Source organism: Clostridium sp. C105KSO13 (assembly GCF_001517425.1).
Classification (GTDB): Bacteria; Bacillota; Clostridia; order Lachnospirales; family Lachnospiraceae; genus Muricomes.
Map to the genome: position 1 here is coordinate 79,150 of NZ_FBWL01000164.1, position 20,995 is coordinate 100,144.

Consider the following 20,995-nt stretch of genomic DNA (forward strand, 5'->3'; position numbering starts at 1 on the left):
GACTATTCCCCCACAATTTCTTCTTTTAATGGTATGGAATCCGCAGCACCTTGTCGGGATACTGCAATTGCGGCTGCTTTTGCCGCCAGCTCCAGCCCTCTTTGCACAGGCATTCCTTCAATAACCGAAGAAATAAAATACCCAGTGAACGTATCTCCTGCTGCCGTGGTATCCACCGCCTTTACTTTGTAAATCCCCTGGTGATACTGCTCTTCCTTGTACTGGTAGACAGATCCCTCTGCGCCTAAAGTCAGCACAATCCGGGCATCCGGATACATCGTTTTCAGTTTTCTTAGCATCTTCTCTACATTTCCCTCTCCCGTCACCTGCTCCCCCTCAATTTCGTTGAGCAGGAACATAGAAATCTTGCTGAAATCACAGGTATCCAATGCACTGTCATAGGGTGACGGGTTCAAAATGATCATCATACCCAGATCATAGGCCTGCTCTATGATGTAGTCCAGCAGGTTCACCTCATTTTGGAGAAGAAGGATATCTCCCGATTCAAAGCATCCCAGTACATCATCCACGTATTCCTTCGTAATGCTCCTGTTTGCACCGCCATACAGCAGAATGCAGTTCTGGCCGTTTTTATCCACCTGAATGATAGTGTGACCGGATTTACCCGGGATTGTACGGATATAATCCGTCTTTATACCACTCTCTCTGCAGGTTTTCAGAAGAAGTTTCCCTCCTTCCCCCACCATCCCGGCATGAAATACAGCTACCCCTGCCCTGGCAAGTGCAATAGACTGATTCAGGCCCTTTCCGCCACAAAATGTATTCATGCCAAAGGAGGCCATAGTCTCCCCAGGTTTCACCATATGGTCGACAGAATATACATAATCCAAATTCAATGATCCAAAATTTAATACCTTCATAATATCACCTTTCAAAACAGACGCCCTTCTTTTTGCCAGAATATTCTGAATATGGCTGTCAAAAGGGACTGACCCCTTTTACTTCTTTTACTTTTTACTTGTTTTCATTGCGTGCCTGGAGGGCCATCTTTGCCTGCATATTTCTCTGCACCTGATCAATGATTACGGCGAGGATGATTACGAGGCCTCTGATAATTTTCTGCCAGAATTCTGTCACGCCGCACATGGTCATACCGTCATTGATGACACCGATGACAAACGCACCGACAATGGTTCCGCCAATTGTCCCTACGCCGCCTGCCATGGAGGTTCCTCCAAGTACCGATGCGGCAATGGCATTCATTTCCCATGACTCCCCGGTTTTCGGGGTGGCCGATACCAGCTGGGACGTGGCAATAATGCCCACAACCGCTGAACAGAATCCTGAAAACGCATATACCCAGATTTTTACTCTGTCCACCTTGATACCCGACAGCTTAGAAGCTCTCTCATTGCCCCCAATGGACAATACATGCCATCCAAAGGGTGTTTTTTTCAGAATCAGGCCAGCCGCAACAGCAATCAGCACAAGTATAACCACACCTGCGGGAATCGGGGTTCCCACTATATTCCGTCCAAACACTTCAAAACCGGTATTCCCAAGTCCTTCACTGCCTGCCAGTTTGGAGAAAGTTTTACCGTCCGAGCGAAGGTTTGCAAAGCCTCTCCAAATATACATCGTACCCAGGGTTGCGATAAACGGAGCTACATTAAACTTTGTGATGACAATTCCGTTAATCATCCCCATAAGCGCTCCGAGGAGTACTGTAATCATTACAATCATCGGTATACTAAAGTATAATGTCACTCCGAAAATTTTTAGTGTAAATCCCTCCTCAATCAGACCTCCTGCAAGCATTCCTGCGAGACCAGCTATTGAACCCACCGATAGGTCTATTCCTCCGGTAATAATAACATATGTCATCCCGATAGCAAGAATCCCATATAGTGCCACATGTTTTGCCACTGTCAGAAGTGCTCCCGCACTTAAAAAATTATTTGCCGTAATACTGAAAAATATAAGCAGAACGACTAATACAATAAATGTGCGGCCCTTCAAAAGAGTCATTGCTAATTTATTATTCCCTGATTTTTGTTTCGCTGCCATAATATTTAACTCTCCTTTTTCTCTTTATGATGACCTTTATAGGAAGCCATTACCAGAGTGTTCTGCCGTATCTCATCACCGTAAAATTCTCCTGTTTTCAAACCGTTTGACAAGACAATCACCCTGTCTGCAATTGAAACAATTTCCTGCAGCTCCGAAGAAATAACTATAATCGACAGTCCCCGTTCGGCATATTGGCTGATTATATCAAACACCTCTGTCTTTGCACCTATATCAATGCCCCGGCTGGGCTCATCCATCAGTAAGATCTTAGGTTCAGTCAAAATCCCTTTTCCAATAACTACTTTCTGCTGATTGCCCCCCGATAAGGAGAGTATCGGCAGCTTCTTGTCTGCCACTTTAATATGTATATCTTTAATCTGCCCATCTACTTTCTGCTCCTCCAGCTTATCATCAAGAAAAGGACCTTTTTTATAGCGCTTTAAGGCTGAAAGCGCACAATTTTTTTCAACATCGAGGGTCTGCACCAGCCCCTGGCTCTGTCTGTCCTCAGGAATCAGGGCAAATCCATTATCGATCTGGTGTGAAATAGATTTTATGTTCATTTCCCTGCCGTTCATAAACACCTGTCCGGTGTGTTCCGGATGAAGCCCCATTAGACATTCAAACACTTCACTTCTTCCGGCCCCCATCAGGCCGTATATTCCCAGTACTTCTCCCTTTTTCAAATGAAAGTTCAAATGGTCAACCAGATATCCGCCGCCTGCTTTCGGCAGACACAAGTCTTTTACCTCCAATACAGTATCAATGCTGCTCCAATTCACATCCCTGTTTCTCTTGGGATAAGACTTAGAGGCACCGGTCATCCGGTTCACAATCCAGGGTACATCAATTTCCTCCACATCAGCATCAGCCACATATTTCCCATCCCGAAGTATGGTTACGTGGTCGCCGATTTCCATAATCTCTTCCAGCCTATGGGAAATATATACGATAGAGATCCCCTGTGCCGTGAGTTCCCGCATGATTTTAAAAAGTACTTTCACTTCCTGCTCACTCAGCGAAGACGTCGGTTCGTCCATAATCAGTACCTTCAGATCATTTTCCACCAGATTCCTGGCAATTTCAATCATCTGCTGCTGTCCCACCCTGAGTTCTTCAACCTTTGCCTCCAGATTCAGGGGATGCTCAAGCCGTTCCAAAACCTTTCTGGCCCCTTCCATATGCGCCCTATTGTCCAGCGCAACCCGGCCTTTCGTTTTCTCCTTATTCATATAAATATTCTGGAAAACATTCAGATTCGGAAACAGACTCAGCTCCTGGTGTATAATACCTATCCCGTATTTTCTTGCCTCTGTCGTATCTTTGAAACATACTTCTCGTTCATCTATATACATCTTTCCTCCGCTTGGCTGTTCAATTCCTGCAATCATTTTCATGAGGGTGGATTTCCCGGCTCCGTTCTCTCCGATGAGTACATTCACCTTACCTCTAAGCAAGTCAAAGGATACCTGGTCCAGGGCTTTTGTACCCGGGTAAATCTTACTTATTTTTTCCGCATGGAGAAACACATCATCTCTGCATTTATAATTTTCGCCCATATTTCATCTTCTCCTTTATTGCCGCCAGGGTCAAATACCCCGCAGCTTGCTGCGCTACAAGTTTGATGCCCCGTCAGCTTGCCGCGGGGTATTTGACTTAGCAGTGATTTACTTTGCTTCCAGAACAGCAGGGGTAATCAGCACATCCGTGCTTCCCGCCGATACCGTAAATGCACCCACAAAAGAAATAGTCTTACCCTGCAGAGATTCAGGCTTTGCCGGTTCTACAACATCTTTTGCCACAACTTGATTAATGCTCTGTGATACTGCCGCCCATTCCTCCTGATTCTTATAATCACCAAACTTAATAAAACTTAAAGTATCTCGAATAGAGGAGCCCTTATATACAGGCCCTATCTGAAGCTTTATGCTTTCTGCCCCTGTATATCCATCCAATTTCAAGGCTAGACAGCCTGCCTGAGACTCATTATTTACTTCTTCCACCGTTCCGCTTCCTTTTACCACATAACTTAGTTCTCCGGAAACGCCCATAGAATATTTCCCATATTTATCAGCCAGTTTGGTCAGTTCCCCTTTTGATTCTGTCAGAAAATCCTTTAGATCCACTGCTGTTTCATTCAATTCCGGGAGGGCCGAAGATTCCCATATAGCCGCCACATCATCTCCTGCATTAAATTCCGTCTCCCCAGTATATTTTCCCTCTTCCCCTATTTTGACGACTTTCACAACTTGGCACCCTGTCAGCAGCACAGATACAGCAAGCGCCACCGTAAGTCCAAGAACTGCCATACGCTTTTTCATAGCGTCCTCCTTCAAGCCCTTTGTCGTGAAGGGCCGCGTTTGATTACAGGGAAGCACTTTTACATGCCTCCCTGTCCTTTGTTACAGTTTGATGCCTCTTTTACGTCAGGCTATTCTGTGTAAATAAAACCAGATAGTTTATCCACATTGTCAGATGTAATCGCAATGCAGTCTACCAGCTGCTTTTCATCCAACCCCGTTGTCTGATTCTTTAAGTAATCATCAGCCTGAGTGACTGCCATCTCAGCAATAACTGCAAACTGCTGAAGCGCTGTCCCCGTAGCCTGACCTGATTTAATCAAAGCTGCAGCTTCATCAGAGCCGTCCACTCCGATAACCGGGAGTGACATATTGTGAGCTGCAAGTGCTGCACAGACGCCTTCCAGCATCGTATCGTTGCCACAGACAACACCGTTTAGATCTGGGTTTGCCTGAATAATTGCTTCCATTTTGTCATATGCTTCAGTTTTTTCCCAGTTAGCCGTCTGCTGTGCCACCATTTCCATATCCGGGTACTGGTCGATTACTTCATGGAATGCGGAAGAACGAACACCGGCATTTGTATCAGACTCTTTCCCTAACAGTTCAGCGTATTTTCCTTTTTCGTCCATATCTTCTACAAATTTTTCAGCAATCGCTTTTGCGCCCTGGTAGTTGTTGGCAACAATCTGAGAAATCGCAACACCCTCTTCATTGATTTCACGGTCAATCAGGAAAGTAGGAATTCCGGCATCTCGTGCTTTCTGAACAGCTTCTACTGTCGCATCCGCACCTGCGTTGTCACAGATAATTGCTGCTGCCTTGTCAGCAATCGCACTGTCAAAAAGTTCTGTCTGTTTAGTTGGATCGTCATCGTGAGAGACTGTCTTTACATCATATCCAAGTTCTTTTGCTTTTGCAGATGCTGTATCAGCTTCCGCTTTGAATGCCGGATTTGACACTGACGGTGTAATAATATAAATCAGGTTGGAACCGCCTCCCTTTAATACTTCTGCAGTATCCTCAGCCTTAGAGTCCGCTGTGTCAGAAGTATCCTCCGTTTTCTTGTCTGCTGTGTCTTTCACTTCTTTGTCGGAGCCACATCCGATTGCCACAACTGTTACCATGGCAGCTGCAAGTGTCGTTGCTAATACCTTTTTGAATCCTTTCATTTTCCCTTCCTCCTTATGGGTTAATACTGTAACAAAACGTCTATATTAACAGGTGTCTCCTGTCAATATCCTCCCTAACTGACAATCGCAGACGCCTTTTGGGCAATTCCCTCTGCATTTAATCCATAATAATCAAACACCTCTTTGGAGTTTCCGGTGATCACAGGGGCATCCGGCAGGGCCATGTTGATTATTTTCCTCGGGCACTCGCTTCCCACAACCTGGCTGACCATAGATCCCAGGCCTCCAAAAGGTGAGTGTTCCTCCACGGTCAATACTACTTTAGCATTAGATGCCGCCTTGACAATGGTGTCTCTGTCCAATGGCTTTACACAGTACATATCCACAACCGTAGCGGTGATTCCCCGTTTTTTCAAAAGTTTTGCCGCTTCCACCGAGGGTTTTACCATCTCTCCACAGGCAATAATCGCCACATCCGTCCCCTGTGTTATCACTGTTGCTTTATCCATCTCAAAAGGTACAGCTCCTTCTTCATACACATCCTCCACTGCATTTCTCCCCACGCGTATGTAAGCCGGCTTATTGTCATCCAATAACGCCTTCGTGAGGCATTCGGTCTGCAGCCTATCGCTTGGAAGATAAACTCTCATGTTCGGTATTGCTGACATTGCTGCAATGTCCTGAGCAGAATGGTGGCTCATACCCAGAGCGCCATAACTGATGCCTCCGCTTATTCCTACCAGTTTTACATTAGTGTTCGAATAGGCTACATCAACCTTTGCCTGCTCATAGCTTCTGGTAGAAAGGAAACATGCTGGGGATACCGCATAGGGTTTCTTACCACATTTCGCAAGTCCTGCAGAAATGCCTACCAGGTTCTGCTCCGCAATCCCGGTTTCAACAAACTGCTTCGGGAACTCATCTGCAAAGGGAGTAAAGGAGCCGCTCCCCCTGGAATCACTGCAAAGCGCCATCACATCTTTATCTGTCTTTGCTGCTTTCATTAATACTTCACATATAACCTGTTTATTCGCTATTTTAGCCACGAAGTGCCGCCTCCTTCCTTTCTGCGAGATCAGCCTTAATCTGTACCAGTTCCTGTTCTATGGGAACTTTATGGTGCCAGTTTACCTTGTTCTCCATCACCGGAGAGCCTTTTCCCTTTATGGTATTGGCAATCAGTACGGTGGGTTTTTCTTTTATAGTTTTCGCTTCCTCAAAAGCTTCCTTTAGCTGATCGATATCGTTACCATCCTTCACATCAATAACATGCCACCCAAAAGCCGAGAACCTTTCATGAAGGTCATCGTGTCCCATCACATCTTCTGTGTTTCCCGAAATCTGCAGGCGGTTCCTGTCCACAACCGCGCACAGGTTATCCAGCTTATACTGATGGGCAGCCATAACTCCTTCCCAAACAGAACCCTCTGCCAGTTCCCCGTCACCCATCACTGTGTAGACTCTGTAATCACGTTCCTCCATCTTACCCGCCAGAGCCATCCCAACGCTGACCGGAAGTCCGTGTCCCAGAGACCCGGAATTCATTTCTATACCCGGCAGCTTGTTATTCGGATGCCCAATGAACTTTGAGCCAAATTTGCTGAACTGAGCGATAACATCCTTAATGTCAAAAAACCCTTTCGCAGCTAGAACCGCATAGTATGCCTCTACAGAATGCCCCTTACTCATGATAAATTTGTCCCGGTCCGAGTCGTCTTTTGTTTCAGGGCTTATATTCATCTGGTCAAAATAGATTTCTGTCAATATTTCCATCACGCTCATATCGCCGCCGGTGTGCCCGCCTTTGCCTTCCACGATCATATCGATTACATTTTCTCTTAATTCGTAAGCCAATGCTTTCAGATTTCCCATTATCATTCTCCTCTTAGATACGCTTTTACATCTTCTTCAATAGGGTCATAGAAATCCGGTTTTACGCCGATATATTTACATGCCTCATACAAGACCGGAACAACATCCTTGTGAATACCCACACAGTGGTGGATATAAGGACCCTCCACAATCTTGGCCTCCAGACGCTTAATATTGTCCACCTCTATCCAAAGGTAAGTGCCCATCCCCTGAGGTCCGTCCACGCCCTTTGCATTGCCCAGAAGGAGGGAATACTCGCCATTGTCTCCGTCGAAACGGCACAGAGTAATGTCCCCATGTTTTGCCTCGGCAGTTAGGCTGCCGGGATGATCAAACGCCAGAGGATAGGTAAGCCTTGGTTTCTCTTTTGCCACAGAAATAGGCCATGGTCCGCAATGCTGCAGCAGTTCACCATTTTCAATATCCGGATGACGAATCGTCCAGTCGGCAAAAAATCCTCTTGTCTCATCCATTCCCGCTGCCTCAACAAGCAGTGCCGTGACAGCCCCGTGGATGTCCGTCTCACAGACCATCGGAATTCCCTTTTCATTTAAAATAGAGTTGGCAGCACAGGGCATAATCCCCAGCTCCGTCTGCAGTGCATTCCAGCACTGGATCGCGCCTGCATTACATCCGTAACGGTCGAGCAGCTGTTCCGTAGCTACTTCCAGGGCCGCTACACTTTCCACCTGGCTCTCCTGAATCTCTACTTCCATATTTTCATTGATATATGTAATCATTTCTGCCATTTTCCCGCCTTCTGCCTTGACGGTTTTAATTTCTTCTGTCAGCTCGGTCATGGGTATGGGCGCCAGCTGAATGTTGAACTTCTCCAAAAGCTCTCCTTCATTGCACATAGTAGTCCAGAAATCAAAGGGCCTGGTCGAAATCTGAAGAATGCGGATGTTGCGGAATGTCTTTACTACGTTGCACACTGCAAGAAAATCCTTGACTCCTCTTTCAAATATCGGGTCATTTAGCCTACAGTTTGTCATATATGTAAATGGAACCCGGAACCTTCTAAGTACCTTTCCGGTTGCAAACAGACCGCACTGTGTGTCTCTGAGTCTCACACCATTCTCATCCGGCCTCTCATCCAGAGGCCCCCAGAGCAATACGGGAACATTCAGTTCTTTCGCTAGCCTGGCACAGACATATTCCGTGCCAAAATTACAGTGCGGGAGAAATAATCCATCAACCCCGGCTGCTTTAAATTTAGCCGCTATTTTCTTTACATCATGGTCATCATAGAGAAGTCCCTCTTCATTAATGTCATCGATGTCCACAAAATCAATTTCCAGTTCCTTTAGTCTGTCAGCTGTCAGTCCTCTGTATTTGATTGCATCCGGCGCGCTGAAAATGCTTCTTCTTGTGGGAGCATACCCTAGTTTAATCGTTGCCATTTTTGTCCTCCATTCTTTCTTCTTCCTCGCGTTCCATATGTCTATAATCCCTGACACTTCCTCTTTCAAGGAACTCTGTGCCAACTTGGATTTTCGTCTTTATCTGTCTGCCGGGATATTTGATATGATCTAGTGCCCTCCTAACTGCCACCTCCCCCATTTCCCGTTTAAACACATGTATCGTTGTGAGCCCCTGCCCGGATACCGCTCCAAAGTGAATATCATCGAATCCCACAATAGAAACCTGTTCCGGAACTCTAATGTTGTTTTCCTCCAAAGCTCTTATTGCTCCCAGGGCAATAATGTCATTGTCTGCAAAAAATGCAGTAGGGAGTTCCGGTTTTCTTTCCAGAAAATGCTTCATGTCCTCATAAGCAGTTTCTATACGGGTTCCAAGCGTCACTACATATTCAGGTTTCTCCAGGCAGTTATGTACCGCCAGTATCCGATGATATCCATATTCCCTGTACTGAAACGATTTTATTCTGTAGTCACCTCTGAGGTAACCAATCTTCCTGTGCCCCTTTTTCACCAAATACTCCATTGCATTGCAGGTGGCATCCGTATTATTGATCAGCACTGCATCGAAGGTCATCTCCTCGCACCAGCCGTCCAGTATAATAATGTACCCTCTATAATCCACGAACAGTTTATAATCGCCCTCCAGCATCTCGGTGCCAAGAAGAATCAAAGGAGAACTCGTGTCATCTGTCACTTCCCGCAAGCGGTCTTTAAAGTCAGGGGCGCAGTAATTTAAATGACTGAATGTAGTCTCATATCCCATGGCTTTCGCCTGCCGTTCAACACCTTCTATCATGGCAGGAAATATTTGACTGTCATCAATAATTCGTCCATTCTTTCTATAAGTCACAAAACGCAGTTTAGAACTTGATCTCTCCGTCCGATACCCCAATTTTTCAGCTGCCTGGAATATCTTTTCAGCAGTTTCTACATTTACGCCCTTTTTGTGGTTCAAAGCATTTGAAACTGTAGCAGGAGAAAAACCCGTAATCCGGCTTATTTGTTTTATGCTGGCCCTCAATCTCTCACCGCCTCTTATTTATTTATATTCGATTATAAACATTTATATAAATATTTCAATACCTTTTATTGTATTTTATTTGCATAATTTATGTTTTGTATGATTTTCACAGTATTTAATTAATACTTTTGTATAACATTAACATTACTTTTAAGTTTTTCATAACCACATTGTTGTCAATCCCCTTTATCGTATTTAAATATTTATATAAATTATATCTCTCCTATTATATGCTATATGCATGCTGTTCTATCGACATTAAAAACCGCATACAGCATATGATTTTTGCCTTTATATTACCTGATTATTTCAATTCAGTATTGGCGGTTGACATGATTTTTCATGTATGGTACCCTTTTATCAGAGCATAAAAGACTCAGTGAATTAATTTTTGCTGAATTTCCAAAAGGAAAACGGGGGAACCATTTCCTGGGGTGAATTAGCCTGTGTAAGAGCAGGCCATAGGGCAGTTTCTGACCGAACCCGTCAGCTAACCTCGTAAGCGTGTGAAACAAAATTACATAGAATTTTCGTAATTACGCAGGGAAAGAAGTAAGCGTTCACTTATTTTTCTGAATAGTTGCGGTCTGTTTTACTCAAATTTAGTCGTAACAGTTCATCCATCAGCTTGATTCCACTAAACTGTTACTCAAATACGTTTGTTTTTCTTTTGGGCCTTACAGCCCTGTTTATGTATCAAAACCCAACATAATTAATTCAAATTAAATACGTGCTGTAAACATCTAGCAATTGCTCTTAATTTTTATGTCCGGCGCAGGCACGACTTTTCTGTGTCAGGATATCAGAAGGGAGATATGTCATGAAATTTTTCAACTCGAAGGAAAAAAACATAAGAAAAATTAGTCTTATACTGTTAGTAGCAATACTTGTCCTCTCCATCGGGGGATGCGGCAACTCAGGAGATGGTGGAGGGTCTGGAAAAACCACACTCCAGAAGGCGCAGAAAAAAGGGGGTGTCACTATTGGGTTCGCCAACGAAAAGCCTTACGCCTACCAAAATGCCGACGGAGAGCTGACCGGTGAAGCGGTTGAAGTCGCCCGTGCAGTTCTTAAAAATATGGGCATCGATGAAATGGAAGGAGTGTTGACTGAATTTGGTTCTCTAATTCCCGGACTACAGGCAAAGCGGTTTGATATGGTTACTGCCGGCATGTTCATTACACCGGAGCGGGCAAAGGATGTAAGTTTTGCCAATCCCGAATATAGCATAGGCGAAGCAATTGCAGTTAATAAGGCGAATCCTCTGGATCTGCACAGCTATGAAGATATCGCTGCCCATGAATCTGCCACAGTAGCCGTGCCGGGCGGAGCAATTGAATACGATTATCTGATTGCAGTCGGTGTTCCAAAGGACCGGATTATTACGGTTCCCGATATGCCTGCTGCATTGGCTGCCCTGGAAGCGGGACGGGTGGATGTCATCACCGCCACAGGCCCGTCTTTGCAAAATACACTGGATTCATCAAAAAATTCCGATTTTGAAAGGGTTACCGATTTTGCACAGCCCACTGTAGATGGCGAAAGCGTGAGAGGCTATGGTGCTACAGCGTTTCGAAATGAAGATACGGATTTCGTTGAAGCGTTTAATAATGAACTAAAAAAATTACAGGATTCAGGAGAATTACTCGAAATCATACAGGAATTTGGCTTTACGGAAGAAGAGCTGCCCGGAGATGTAACACTGGAAGAGGTGATCAAGTGATGCATACATGGGAAGAAAGGGAGTGGAACGCTTGACCACATATGAAATATTTATCTCTCTGATCAAGGTCGGACTGAAGGTTACTTTACAAGTTACATTTCTTGCAGCCATACTGGCCCTGGTGCTGGGCTTTATATCCGGTCTTGCGCGAATGTCCAAATATAAAATAGTACGTTTCATTTCAGGTGTGTATTTAGAAATATTCAGAGGGACGTCTCTTCTGGTTCAGCTCTTTTGGATTTATTTTGCACTCCCCATGATGGGAATAAGGCTTTCGGCGCTTACTGCAGGGGTCTTAGCTATAGGGCTGAATTACGGAGCATACTGTTCTGAGGTTGTACGAAGTGCCATACAAAATGTGCCTGTGGGGCAGACAGAAGCCTGCATTGCGCTGAATATGACGAAAACTCAGCGTATGGTAAAAGTCATCATACCCCAGGCATTTGTAATGATGCTCCCCAATTTAGGGAATCAGCTGATAGAGCTGCTAAAAAGTACATCCCTGGTTTCCATGATCACATTAACAGATTTAACTTACCAAGCCAATATTTTGAATGCCACCACATTTGAAACCACAAAGGTTTACACAATGCTTCTGGTTATTTATTTTATAATTGGTATGCCATTATCCAAAGGGATGAAATTATTGGAAGCAAAAGTTTCAGAAGGGAGAGTGTAATATGTGGAACTGGGATTACGCTTTTTCTATACTCCCCTCAATTTTATCGGCTTTAAAAGTAACAATAAGTGCAACTTTTGTTGGATTTATACTGGCTTTGTTCCTAGGACTGATTTTTTCAGTTCTGGCTCGATCAAAAGTTAAGATCATATCTCTGGCTGTGAGAGGAATCGTACAGTTTATAAGAAATACGCCGCTTCTGGTACAGCTGTATTTTATTTTTTATGTATTCCCCAAAATCGGAATATCCTTAAAGCCTTTTACCGCTGGAATTCTGGGGTTGGGAATACACTACAGTACTTATTTGTCAGAGGTATTCAGGAGTGGAATAGAGGCCGTCCCCGCAGGACAGTGGGAAGTCGCAAAAGCTTTAAATTTCTCGCATATCCAGGCGTGGACGAAAATAATTTTACCTCAGGTTATTCCACCCATCATCCCTGTTATCGGCAACTACCTGATTACCATGTTTAAGGAAACGCCCTTATTATCTGCTATAACTCTTGTCGAAATACTGCAGACAGCTAAGATACTCGGGGCCGGCTCTTTCAGGTATCTGGAAGGCTTTACTATTGTTGGAATTATATTTTTCCTGTTAAGCTATCCATCATCACAGCTAATCAAAAAACTGGAAGTACGCCTGGGAGACAGAAATTGATTCGTACAGAAAGGAGCGTATTATGACACCAATTGTAAGTTATCAAAATGTCACGAAAACTTATGGAGATCTGGAAGTTTTAAAAGATATAGATTTTAATATTTATCCTGGAGAGAAAGTAGCTCTTATAGGCCCTAGCGGCTCGGGAAAAACCACTTTGGCACGTTTGTTAATGACACTAGAAGAACCTGATTCCGGAATTATAGAAGTAGAAAACCAGAATTTATGGCAGGAAGAAGTTAATGGGGAACTTGTGAAGGCAAAGGAAAAGCACCTTCGAGAAATACGGAAAAGTATAGGTATGGTCTTCCAGCATTTTTATCTGTTTCCTCATATGAACGTTTTAAAAAATGTCATGGAAGCTCCTATTACAGTTTTGGGGCTTTCAAAGAAAAAGGCTAAACAACAGGCGGAAGAAATGCTGGAAAAGGTCGGATTATCGGATAAGTTGGATGTTTATCCGGCGCAGCTGTCAGGGGGGCAGAAACAGAGAGTTGCCATAGCCAGAGCACTGGTTATGAAACCCAATATCATGTTGTTTGATGAGCCCACCTCTGCATTGGATCCCGAATTGGTAGGTGAAGTTCTGGATGTGATTAAGGAAATCGCCTCTGGAAGCGACATGACCATGCTGCTAATTACCCATGAAATGGACTTTGCGAGGGAAATTGCAGACAGAATAGCATTCTTTAATGAGGGCGTTATCGCAGAACAAGGCGAACCGGAGGAATTGTTTAACAACCCACAGACGCCAAGACTTCAGTCATTTTTATCAAGATTTAATTCATAATGCAATAAAGAAAAGAGGATGGTTGAATCAACCGATGCTCTTTTCTTTATATCTCCCGCACGCTTCCCCGCTCCACGAAGTCAGTACAGACCTGTATTTTCATTTTTATCTTTTCCGGCTCCTCCATGGCCAGTGCCAGCTGACGCACCGCCATCTCTCCCATTTCCTGCTTATATACGTTGATCGTTGTCAAGGGCGGATCTGAAATTGCTCCGAAGCTTATATTATCGAACCCCACAATGGATACATCCCCGGGAATATCATACCCATACTCTTTTAGCGCCCGCATTGCTCCTATGGCAATGGTATCATTATCAGCAAAATAAGCTGTGGGAAGGCCCGGAGCTTTATCCAGATATTGTTTCATTCCTTCATACGCCGTCTCAATCCTGGTCCCAACAGTAGCGATATATTCAGGTTTTAGGGATATTCCTTCTCTGGACAGCACCCTCTGAAGTCCGATTTCCCGGTACTTGAAAGCCTGTATTCTAAAATCCCCCTGAATATACCCTATATCCCGGTGTCCTTTATGCAGCAAATACTCGGCTGCCTTCACCGCAGAATCTGTATTGCTTATCAAAACACTGTTAAAGAAATATCTGTCACTCCACCCATCCAGCAGTATCACTTTATTCTGAGCACGAAGAAACGGTTCAAAATCTTCTTCCATCATCTCCGTTCCCAGAAGAACCACTGCGCTCTCTGAGTCCGTCATAATTTCTTCTATTCGATCTCCATACCCCGGGTCGCTGATATCCACACGGCAAAACACAGTTTCATATCCCATTTCCTTCGCCTGATGCTCCACACCCTCTATCACCGCTGGATGAAAAAGACTGTCATCTATAATCAACCCGTTTCTTCTGAAAATGACAAAACAGATTTTCTTAATCTTATCATCCGTTCGATATCCCAGCTCTTCCGCCGTCTTTAGGATTTTCTTTGAAGTTTCACGGTTTACCCCTTTCTTGTGATTCAGTGCATTAGAAACCGTGGCAGGGGAGAAACCTGTGAGTTCACTGATTTTCTTTATACTTACCTTCATAACGATTGCTCATCCTTTAGCATAAAAGTTCCCTTTCTGTCTGGAGATTAGGCTTTGACTTGATGTGACTTATTATATTATATCTCAGCCACTATCAAAAGGAAAGGTAAATTTATGTGACTAAATCACTGAATTTCCCCTCCGTCTTCTGTAGAGTGAAGTACATAAATCAAAATCCGTAATTTTACAAAATGGAGGGTATAGTGATGTCAAAAACGGTAATCATCGGCGGCGTGGCGGGAGGCGCGACTGCTGCTGCGAGATTGAGAAGAAAAGACGAGTCTATGGAAATTATCATGTTTGAAAGAGGAGAGTATATTTCTTATGCCAACTGCGGCCTCCCCTATTATATCGGAGATGTAATTAAGAGCCGGGATGCGCTGCTTTTGCAGACACCTGCAGCTATGAAAGCAAAATTTAACATAGATGTCCGTACTTCCTCTGAAGTACAAAAGATTAACAGAAACGAGCAGACCCTTAGGGTACAAAATCTAAAAACTGGAGAGGAATATGAAGAAACTTATGACACTTTAATTATAGCCACCGGTTCTTCACCACTGAAACCACCTATTCCGGGAATTAAAGGCAGTCATATTTACACCCTGTGGACAATTCCTGACACAGATGCTATTAAAGAAGTAGTATCAAAGGAATCGCCCAAAAGAGCTGCTGTTATAGGCGGGGGATTTATCGGACTTGAGATGGCAGAGAACCTTCGAAAAGCAGGTATCGATGTGACCATTATAGAAATGCTGGATCAAGTCATGGCACCCGTAGATTATGAGATGGCACAGCTGCTCCATGAAAATATTAGAGCGAACCAAGTGGAACTGATTTTAAAAGACGGTGTAGACTCTTTCCAGGAAGTTGATAATCATACAGTCATACATCTTAAGAGCGGTAAAATGGTTACTGCAGATATGGTACTTCTCTCCATTGGAGTACGTCCCAACAGTTCACTAGCCAAAGAAGCCGGCTTAGAGTTAAATGCCAGAGGCGGGATTGTGGTAGATGAGTTTTTAAGAACCTCGGACGAACATATTTATGCTGTGGGCGATGTAATTGAGGTAAATCACTCTATTTCGTGTGACAAAACAATGATTCCCCTGGCAGGGCCGGCCAATAAGCAGGGACGCATCTGTGCTGATAATATAACCGGTAATCAGGTTCCGTATAAGGGTACAATGGGAACCTCTGTAGCCCAGGTATTTGATTTAACCGCAGCCGCTGTAGGGTTGAATGAAAAAGCACTTAAGGCTGCCGGAAAACAAAAAGGCCGGGATTACGAAACCGTGCTTATTAACCAAAAATCCCACGCCGGTTACTATCCAGGCGCCGCCCCCATTACCTTAAAGCTAATTTTCGACCGTGGCGGCAGTATATATGGCGCACAGATTATCGGTCAGGATGGGGTGGATAAGCGGATAGACACCATAGCCGTCACAATGCGACTGAAAGGCACCGTCAATGATCTGGCGGAATTAGAGCTTGCTTATGCGCCACCTTATTCCTCCGCTAAAGATCCGGTAAATATGCTGGGCTTCACTGCACAAAATGTACTGGAAGGATTAGTGTCATTTATAGAATACAATGAAATGGATTCTATGATAGCGGATCAGAGTAAAAAAGATACTTATACAATCCTGGATGTCACAGAGGAAGTAGAGCGAATGGTATTCTCCATCCCCGGATCTGTCCATATTCCTCTCGGGAAACTACGCAGCCACCTGGGAGAACTTGACAAAAGCTGTCTCATCATCCCCTACTGTTCCATAGGTGTCCGTTCCTATAATGCGGCCCGTATACTTATGCAAAATGGTTTCACTCAGGTGAAAGTGCTTTCAGCCGGAACATCATTTTATAAATCCATGCACAATGACAGTACTTCCGAAAACGAGAAAAAAACACCTAACCAAGGTGACCTGGAGGGTGTCCCGCCATGTGACTGTAAAGAGATAAAAATCATAGACTGCTGCGGTTTGCAGTGCCCCGGTCCGATTATGAAAGTACACGAGGAACTCTCTTCATTAAAACAAGACCAGATATTGCAGGTATCGGCAACAGATATGGGATTTACGAGAGATATCGAGGCCTGGTGCAGAAGAACCGGAAATATTCTCCTAAAAACAGAGAAAAAAGGCCGCGAGAACATTGTTTACATTAAAAAAGAGGCGGATTCCTGCGAATGTAATGTACCCCAAGCAGAGTCCACTCTTACCGCCTCATTTCCTCAGGGAAAAACTTTAATTGTATTCAGCGGAGATTTAGACAAAGTTCTCGCTTCCTTCATTATTGCCAACGGAGCCGCCGCTATGGGGCGTCCGGTCACAATGTTTTTTACCTTCTGGGGGCTGAATGCACTCCGGAAGAAATCAAAACAGCATGTTTCCAAAACATTTGTTGAAAAAATGTTTGGGTTCATGATGCCAAGGGGCGTAAGTAAATTGAAGCTATCTAAAATGAATATAGGTGGCATGGGTACAAAAATGATGAAAAAGATCATGAGGGATAAGAACGTAAGTTCCCTGGAAGAATTAATGAAAAAAGCCATGGCGAGCGGCATAAAACTGGTTGCATGTACCATGTCCATGGAGGTTATGGGTATTAAAAAAGAAGAACTCATCGACGGCGTAGAGTTCGCCGGGGTGATTTCCTATCTCGGAAATGCAGAGGAAGCAAATGTAAATCTTTTTGTATAAAAGCAGTATACACTTCTTTATTGTGTTACAAACTGAATGAATTTCTTTCCGTAGCATGGTAATCTGTTAATTAGTCAGGGAAGCCATATATAACAAGAGAAGACGCAAGGACAAAAAAGTCCTTCATATTATTTTAACAGATAACAGACCCCGCCAATTACACCACTCCCCATCATAATGAAGATAGGATTCAATTTGAACTTTCTAAGCAGTAAAAGCCCTGCTGCAAATAAAGCTACAGCAATAAGATCAGTAGAAGATATATTTCCTGTAAATCCCTCTGTTCCCCAGAATGACAGCACAAGAATGGACAGTCCCGCTGAAAGGATTAGAGCAACCACAGTGGGGCGCAGTCCTGCGAGCATACCCTTAATGAATAGCATATTACTGTATTTATTGTACAGCCATGCCAATACTGACACAATGACACAGGAGGGCAGGAAACACCCTAAAGTGGAGACTAAAGCGCCTCCCACACCTGCAATTCGCGTTCCCACGAAGGTTGCAGAATTGATTGCAATGGGCCCCGGCGTCATTTCCGAAATGGTGATAAGATCTGTGAATTCAGTAAGCGAAAGCCAACCATGTAAATCGACCACCTGGTTTTGTATCAACGGCATGGCCGCCATACCACCGCCAAAACTGAACATACCAATCTGTAGGAAGCTCCAAAATAGTTGTAAGTAAATCATGTTCTATATATGCTCCTTTCCAGTGTGCTTGTCACACATGCTGACCAGTATGCCCAGAGCACCGCAAAACAAAATGATGTAAATGATATTGATATGAAAGAAATAGTAAACGCAAAACGCTCCGGTCATGATGACAATAGGCAGCCATTTTTTTGTCTTAATTATCTTTCCACTCATTGTGATTACTACATCAAAGATTACTGCTGACACGCCGGCCATCATGCCTTTGAGTACGGCACTCACAACTTGATTATCTCGAAAGGCCGTATAGAATAATGAGAGAACAGAGAGTATAATAAACGGCGGCAGTACTGTTCCAAGGATAGCTATTAGTGCCCCGGAGAAGCCCATGAGCCGCCAACCTACTAATATGGATGCGTTGACCGCCATCGCTCCCGGGGAAGATTGTGCAATTGCCGCCATATTCAGCATTTCTTCTTCCGTCAGCCATCCTAATTCATCTACAAATCTTTTCTTCATCAGTGGTATAATGACATATCCGCCGCCAAAGGTGAAAGCACTCAAAAAGAAAGTAGACCTGAATAGCTGTAAATAATTCTTCAAATTTTTATCCATAAAAAATACCTCCCTACAATCTACATTATAAGCATTTTTTAGAATAATATATGACCATCCGGTACTTAAAAATCTTTGTTACGGTATGAGATATGCCTGCCCCATTACCGCGGGGCAGGCATATCTTAATTTATTTATAATGTCTCGTTCATACTTCCGGTGCGGTATCCTGTCAAATCCATCGCAACATAAGTAAATCCATATTCCTTAAAGGATTTCACGATATTTTCACGAGTCTTTTCCTCTATCAGTTTTGTGAATTCTTCGGGCAGGACTTCGATTCTTGCAATTGTTCCATGGATTCTTACTCTGACCTGATGAAAGTCCAGGTCCAAGAGAAGCTGCTCTGCTTTATCCACCATTGACAGTTTTTCTTCCGAAATAGTCTCTCCATACACAAATCTTGAAGAAAGGCATGCAAAGGACTGTTTATCCCACGTTGGCAATTCCATATCCTTTGACAATGCTCTAATGTCATCCTTAGACAAATTGCATGTACGAAGCGGACTTTTAACTCCCAGCTCTGCCACCGCCTGGAGGCCCGGACGGTAATCTCCGTTGTCATCCAGGTTAGATCCTTCTACAATTGCGTCAATATTGTTCTGTCTGGCGATATCCCATATCTTCTCAAATAACTCTTTTTTACACAAATAGCACCGGTTTTTTGGATTTTTCCGGAACCCATCAATTTCCAGTTCCTCAGACTCCACAACGATATGTCTAATTCCCTCACTTTTGCAAAATGTCTTTGCCTCGTCCAGCTCACGTTTTGGGAATGAACAGGACTTCGCCGTTATTGCAATGCACTTTTCTCCAAGCTCATCATGGGCTGTCTTCAGTAAAAATGTAGAATCAACTCCGCCGGAAAATGCAACTGCCACACTGCCCAGACTTTTTAGATATTCTTTTGTATCTTTCAATTTTTTGTTCTGTTCTTTGCTTGCCATAAATATAACCCTCCATTAAAATTAAATATTATTTCTCACATCTGCCAGTGATATTCCGTTTTTACGCGCAATTTCCGCAAGATCCTCATATTCAAATTTACTTTTTTTTACTGCAAAACCTTCTGCCTTTTTAATATGGATCGTTCCATACTCTGTTTCCATTTTTTCAATATGACGTTCCATCGTATATCTGCGCCGGTTGCTGCATCTCACTCCAAGGGTAGTCGTATGTTGTAAGATTAACTGTACCATTGACTCTTCATCAGCCGGTTTGCACAGGCATACCAGTTTGTATCCCGGACGACTTTTTTTCATCTGGATTGGTACCGTATATACATCCAGTGCTCCTTTTTCTATTAAGGTTTCGAGAGCGAAGCCAAGCTGTTCGCCTGTTATATCATCAAGATTGCAGTCAATCTCAACAATATCTGTATTTTGCTGATTTGTTTCGCCGCAGAAAACACGTACACAGTTGGCAATGGGAAAGTCCTTGTTCCCCATCCCATATCCAATTTTATCGGTCACCATAACCGGCCTGCTGCCGAACTCATCTGCAAAATGTCTGAGGAGGGCAGCGCCGGTGGGTGTGCAAAGTTCCCCATGAATCTCCCCTCCATAAGTCGGTACACCCCGGAGAATATATGCAGTTGCCGGGGCAGGGACCGGCAGAATACCATGCATGCATCTGACCTGACCGCTTCCGGTATGTACCGGGGAAACAATAATTTTCTGAGGGGCAAGTATATCCAGCAACATACAGACACCGACAACATCGGCCACTGCATCCATAGTCCCCACCTCATGAAAATGAATGTTTTCCACGGGTTTTCCGTGTGCCTTAGCTTCCGCCTCTGCGATCAGGCTGTACACTGCTACAGCATCTTCTTTTACCTTATCCGATACAGGCAGGGAGTTCAGAAGGCTTTGTATCTTCTCCAAACTGGCGTGGCCATGTTCATGATGTGTATGCGTATGACTGTGTGCGCCATGGTTTTGTGCATGTTCATGATGTGAGTGTACGGGGACATGGCCGGGAGATATGTCATAGCTTTCCTCTTTTGCATCTCCTACATATACCGAAACATGTGTGCCTGTAATACCACATTTAACGGATATCTTTTTTTCTAAGCGGACGCCGGGAATACCCAGGTTGTTCATTTTGTCAATAAACTCCTCCGGTTCAGGCAGCAGCTCCAGCAGCGCCGACATAAGCATATCACCTGCCGCTCCCATATTACATTCTATATATAAGGTTTTCATCTCACACCCTCCATCTGATTGATGGTACTGTAAAGTTTTACAGCCCTATTTTTATTTAAAACCTTTTATTTTCAAGGGTTATATCCACTTTTACAAATAAAATAGCAATGACCCCCCTATTTCGTGTATAATGTAATCACCACAAAAA

The 20,995-nt window shown here is 43.9% G+C and carries 19 protein-coding genes and 1 riboswitch; of the genes, 5 read left to right on the top strand and 14 right to left on the bottom strand.

The features are described from left to right. Positions 1-2 precede the first annotated feature (2 nt). From BN3456_RS08540 to BN3456_RS08580, 9 genes are all read right to left on the bottom strand, one after another. Positions 3-881: a ribokinase gene (locus BN3456_RS08540; RefSeq protein ID WP_089983738.1), complete on the bottom strand. Its 879-nt coding sequence runs from the start codon at positions 879-881 to the stop codon at positions 3-5. Between the two features lie 94 nt (positions 882-975). Continuing rightward, on the bottom strand, positions 976-2,028 hold the full coding sequence (locus BN3456_RS08545; protein ID WP_089983719.1) for an ABC transporter permease: 1,053 nt from the start codon (positions 2,026-2,028) through the stop codon (positions 976-978). Between the two features lie 5 nt (positions 2,029-2,033). Then, complete coding sequence (locus tag BN3456_RS08550) at positions 2,034-3,590, bottom strand: sugar ABC transporter ATP-binding protein (RefSeq protein WP_089983720.1); 1,557 nt, start codon at positions 3,588-3,590, stop codon at positions 2,034-2,036. 108 nt (positions 3,591-3,698) lie between these two features. Then, positions 3,699-4,352 carry a DUF2291 domain-containing protein gene (locus BN3456_RS08555; RefSeq protein ID WP_089983721.1) on the bottom strand — a complete coding sequence of 218 codons (654 nt, stop codon included), beginning with the start codon at positions 4,350-4,352 and terminating at the stop codon, positions 3,699-3,701. A 110-nt stretch (positions 4,353-4,462) separates the two neighbouring features. Next, positions 4,463-5,503, bottom strand: coding sequence for a D-ribose ABC transporter substrate-binding protein (locus BN3456_RS08560; RefSeq protein WP_089983722.1), 1,041 nt, complete (start codon positions 5,501-5,503; stop codon positions 4,463-4,465). A 74-nt stretch (positions 5,504-5,577) separates the two neighbouring features. Beyond that, complete coding sequence (locus BN3456_RS08565; RefSeq protein WP_089983723.1) at positions 5,578-6,510, bottom strand: transketolase family protein; 933 nt, start codon at positions 6,508-6,510, stop codon at positions 5,578-5,580. Beyond that, complete coding sequence (locus BN3456_RS08570; RefSeq protein ID WP_089983724.1) at positions 6,503-7,336, bottom strand: transketolase; 834 nt, start codon at positions 7,334-7,336, stop codon at positions 6,503-6,505. Before BN3456_RS08570 ends, BN3456_RS08565 begins: the two co-directional genes overlap by 8 nt. A gap of 2 nt (positions 7,337-7,338) precedes the next feature. Beyond that, the gene (locus BN3456_RS08575) at positions 7,339-8,739 is read right to left on the bottom strand and encodes an L-fucose/L-arabinose isomerase family protein (RefSeq protein WP_089983725.1); all 1,401 of its coding nucleotides are present in this window, start codon (positions 8,737-8,739) and stop codon (positions 7,339-7,341) included. Further along, positions 8,726-9,781, bottom strand: a complete 1,056-nt coding sequence (locus BN3456_RS08580) for a LacI family DNA-binding transcriptional regulator (protein ID WP_089983726.1) — start codon at positions 9,779-9,781, stop codon at positions 8,726-8,728. The genes BN3456_RS08575 and BN3456_RS08580 overlap by 14 nt, the downstream gene beginning before the upstream one ends. A 382-nt stretch (positions 9,782-10,163) precedes the next feature. Further along, positions 10,164-10,301, top strand: a riboswitch (cyclic di-AMP (ydaO/yuaA leader). Between the two features lie 330 nt (positions 10,302-10,631). On the opposite strand from BN3456_RS08580, the gene ehuB reads away from it, so the two are divergent. From ehuB to ehuA, 4 genes are read left to right on the top strand one after another with little or no spacing between them, the layout of a single operon-like run. Next, positions 10,632-11,504 (top strand): ectoine/hydroxyectoine ABC transporter substrate-binding protein EhuB, encoded by an 873-nt coding sequence (ehuB, locus tag BN3456_RS08585; protein ID WP_089983739.1) that lies wholly within the window; start codon positions 10,632-10,634, stop codon positions 11,502-11,504. Positions 11,505-11,511: 7 nt separating this feature from the next. Then, positions 11,512-12,183 carry an ectoine/hydroxyectoine ABC transporter permease subunit EhuC gene (ehuC, locus tag BN3456_RS08590; RefSeq protein WP_089983727.1) on the top strand — a complete coding sequence of 224 codons (672 nt, stop codon included), beginning with the start codon at positions 11,512-11,514 and terminating at the stop codon, positions 12,181-12,183. Position 12,184: 1 nt separating this feature from the next. Next, a complete protein-coding gene (gene ehuD, locus BN3456_RS08595; protein WP_089983728.1) occupies positions 12,185-12,838 on the top strand; it encodes an ectoine/hydroxyectoine ABC transporter permease subunit EhuD in 654 nt (217 codons plus the stop codon). Between the two features lie 22 nt (positions 12,839-12,860). Further along, a complete protein-coding gene (ehuA, locus tag BN3456_RS08600; RefSeq protein WP_089983729.1) occupies positions 12,861-13,628 on the top strand; it encodes an ectoine/hydroxyectoine ABC transporter ATP-binding protein EhuA in 768 nt (255 codons plus the stop codon). 46 nt (positions 13,629-13,674) lie between these two features. Here the strand turns inward: ehuA and BN3456_RS08605 are convergent, their stop codons facing one another. Further along, positions 13,675-14,673, bottom strand: coding sequence for a LacI family DNA-binding transcriptional regulator (locus BN3456_RS08605; RefSeq protein ID WP_089983730.1), 999 nt, complete (start codon positions 14,671-14,673; stop codon positions 13,675-13,677). 206 nt (positions 14,674-14,879) lie between these two features. Between BN3456_RS08605 and BN3456_RS08610 the strand changes: the two genes are divergently transcribed. Then, positions 14,880-17,372 carry an FAD-dependent oxidoreductase gene (locus BN3456_RS08610; protein ID WP_089983731.1) on the top strand — a complete coding sequence of 831 codons (2,493 nt, stop codon included), beginning with the start codon at positions 14,880-14,882 and terminating at the stop codon, positions 17,370-17,372. 128 nt (positions 17,373-17,500) lie between these two features. On the opposite strand, the gene BN3456_RS08615 is transcribed toward BN3456_RS08610, so the two are convergent. The 4 genes from BN3456_RS08615 to larC all read right to left on the bottom strand — a co-directional run bounded on the left by BN3456_RS08615 (position 17,501) and on the right by larC (position 20,847). After that, a complete protein-coding gene (locus BN3456_RS08615; protein ID WP_089983732.1) occupies positions 17,501-18,064 on the bottom strand; it encodes a chromate transporter in 564 nt (187 codons plus the stop codon). A gap of 3 nt (positions 18,065-18,067) precedes the next feature. Then, on the bottom strand, positions 18,068-18,640 hold the full coding sequence (locus tag BN3456_RS08620; RefSeq protein ID WP_089983733.1) for a chromate transporter: 573 nt from the start codon (positions 18,638-18,640) through the stop codon (positions 18,068-18,070). A 134-nt stretch (positions 18,641-18,774) separates the two neighbouring features. Then, positions 18,775-19,587: an ATP-dependent sacrificial sulfur transferase LarE gene (larE, locus tag BN3456_RS08625; protein ID WP_089983734.1), complete on the bottom strand. Its 813-nt coding sequence runs from the start codon at positions 19,585-19,587 to the stop codon at positions 18,775-18,777. Between the two features lie 21 nt (positions 19,588-19,608). Then, on the bottom strand, positions 19,609-20,847 hold the full coding sequence (gene larC / locus BN3456_RS08630; RefSeq protein WP_089983735.1) for a nickel pincer cofactor biosynthesis protein LarC: 1,239 nt from the start codon (positions 20,845-20,847) through the stop codon (positions 19,609-19,611). Between the last annotated feature and the right edge of the window lie 148 nt (positions 20,848-20,995).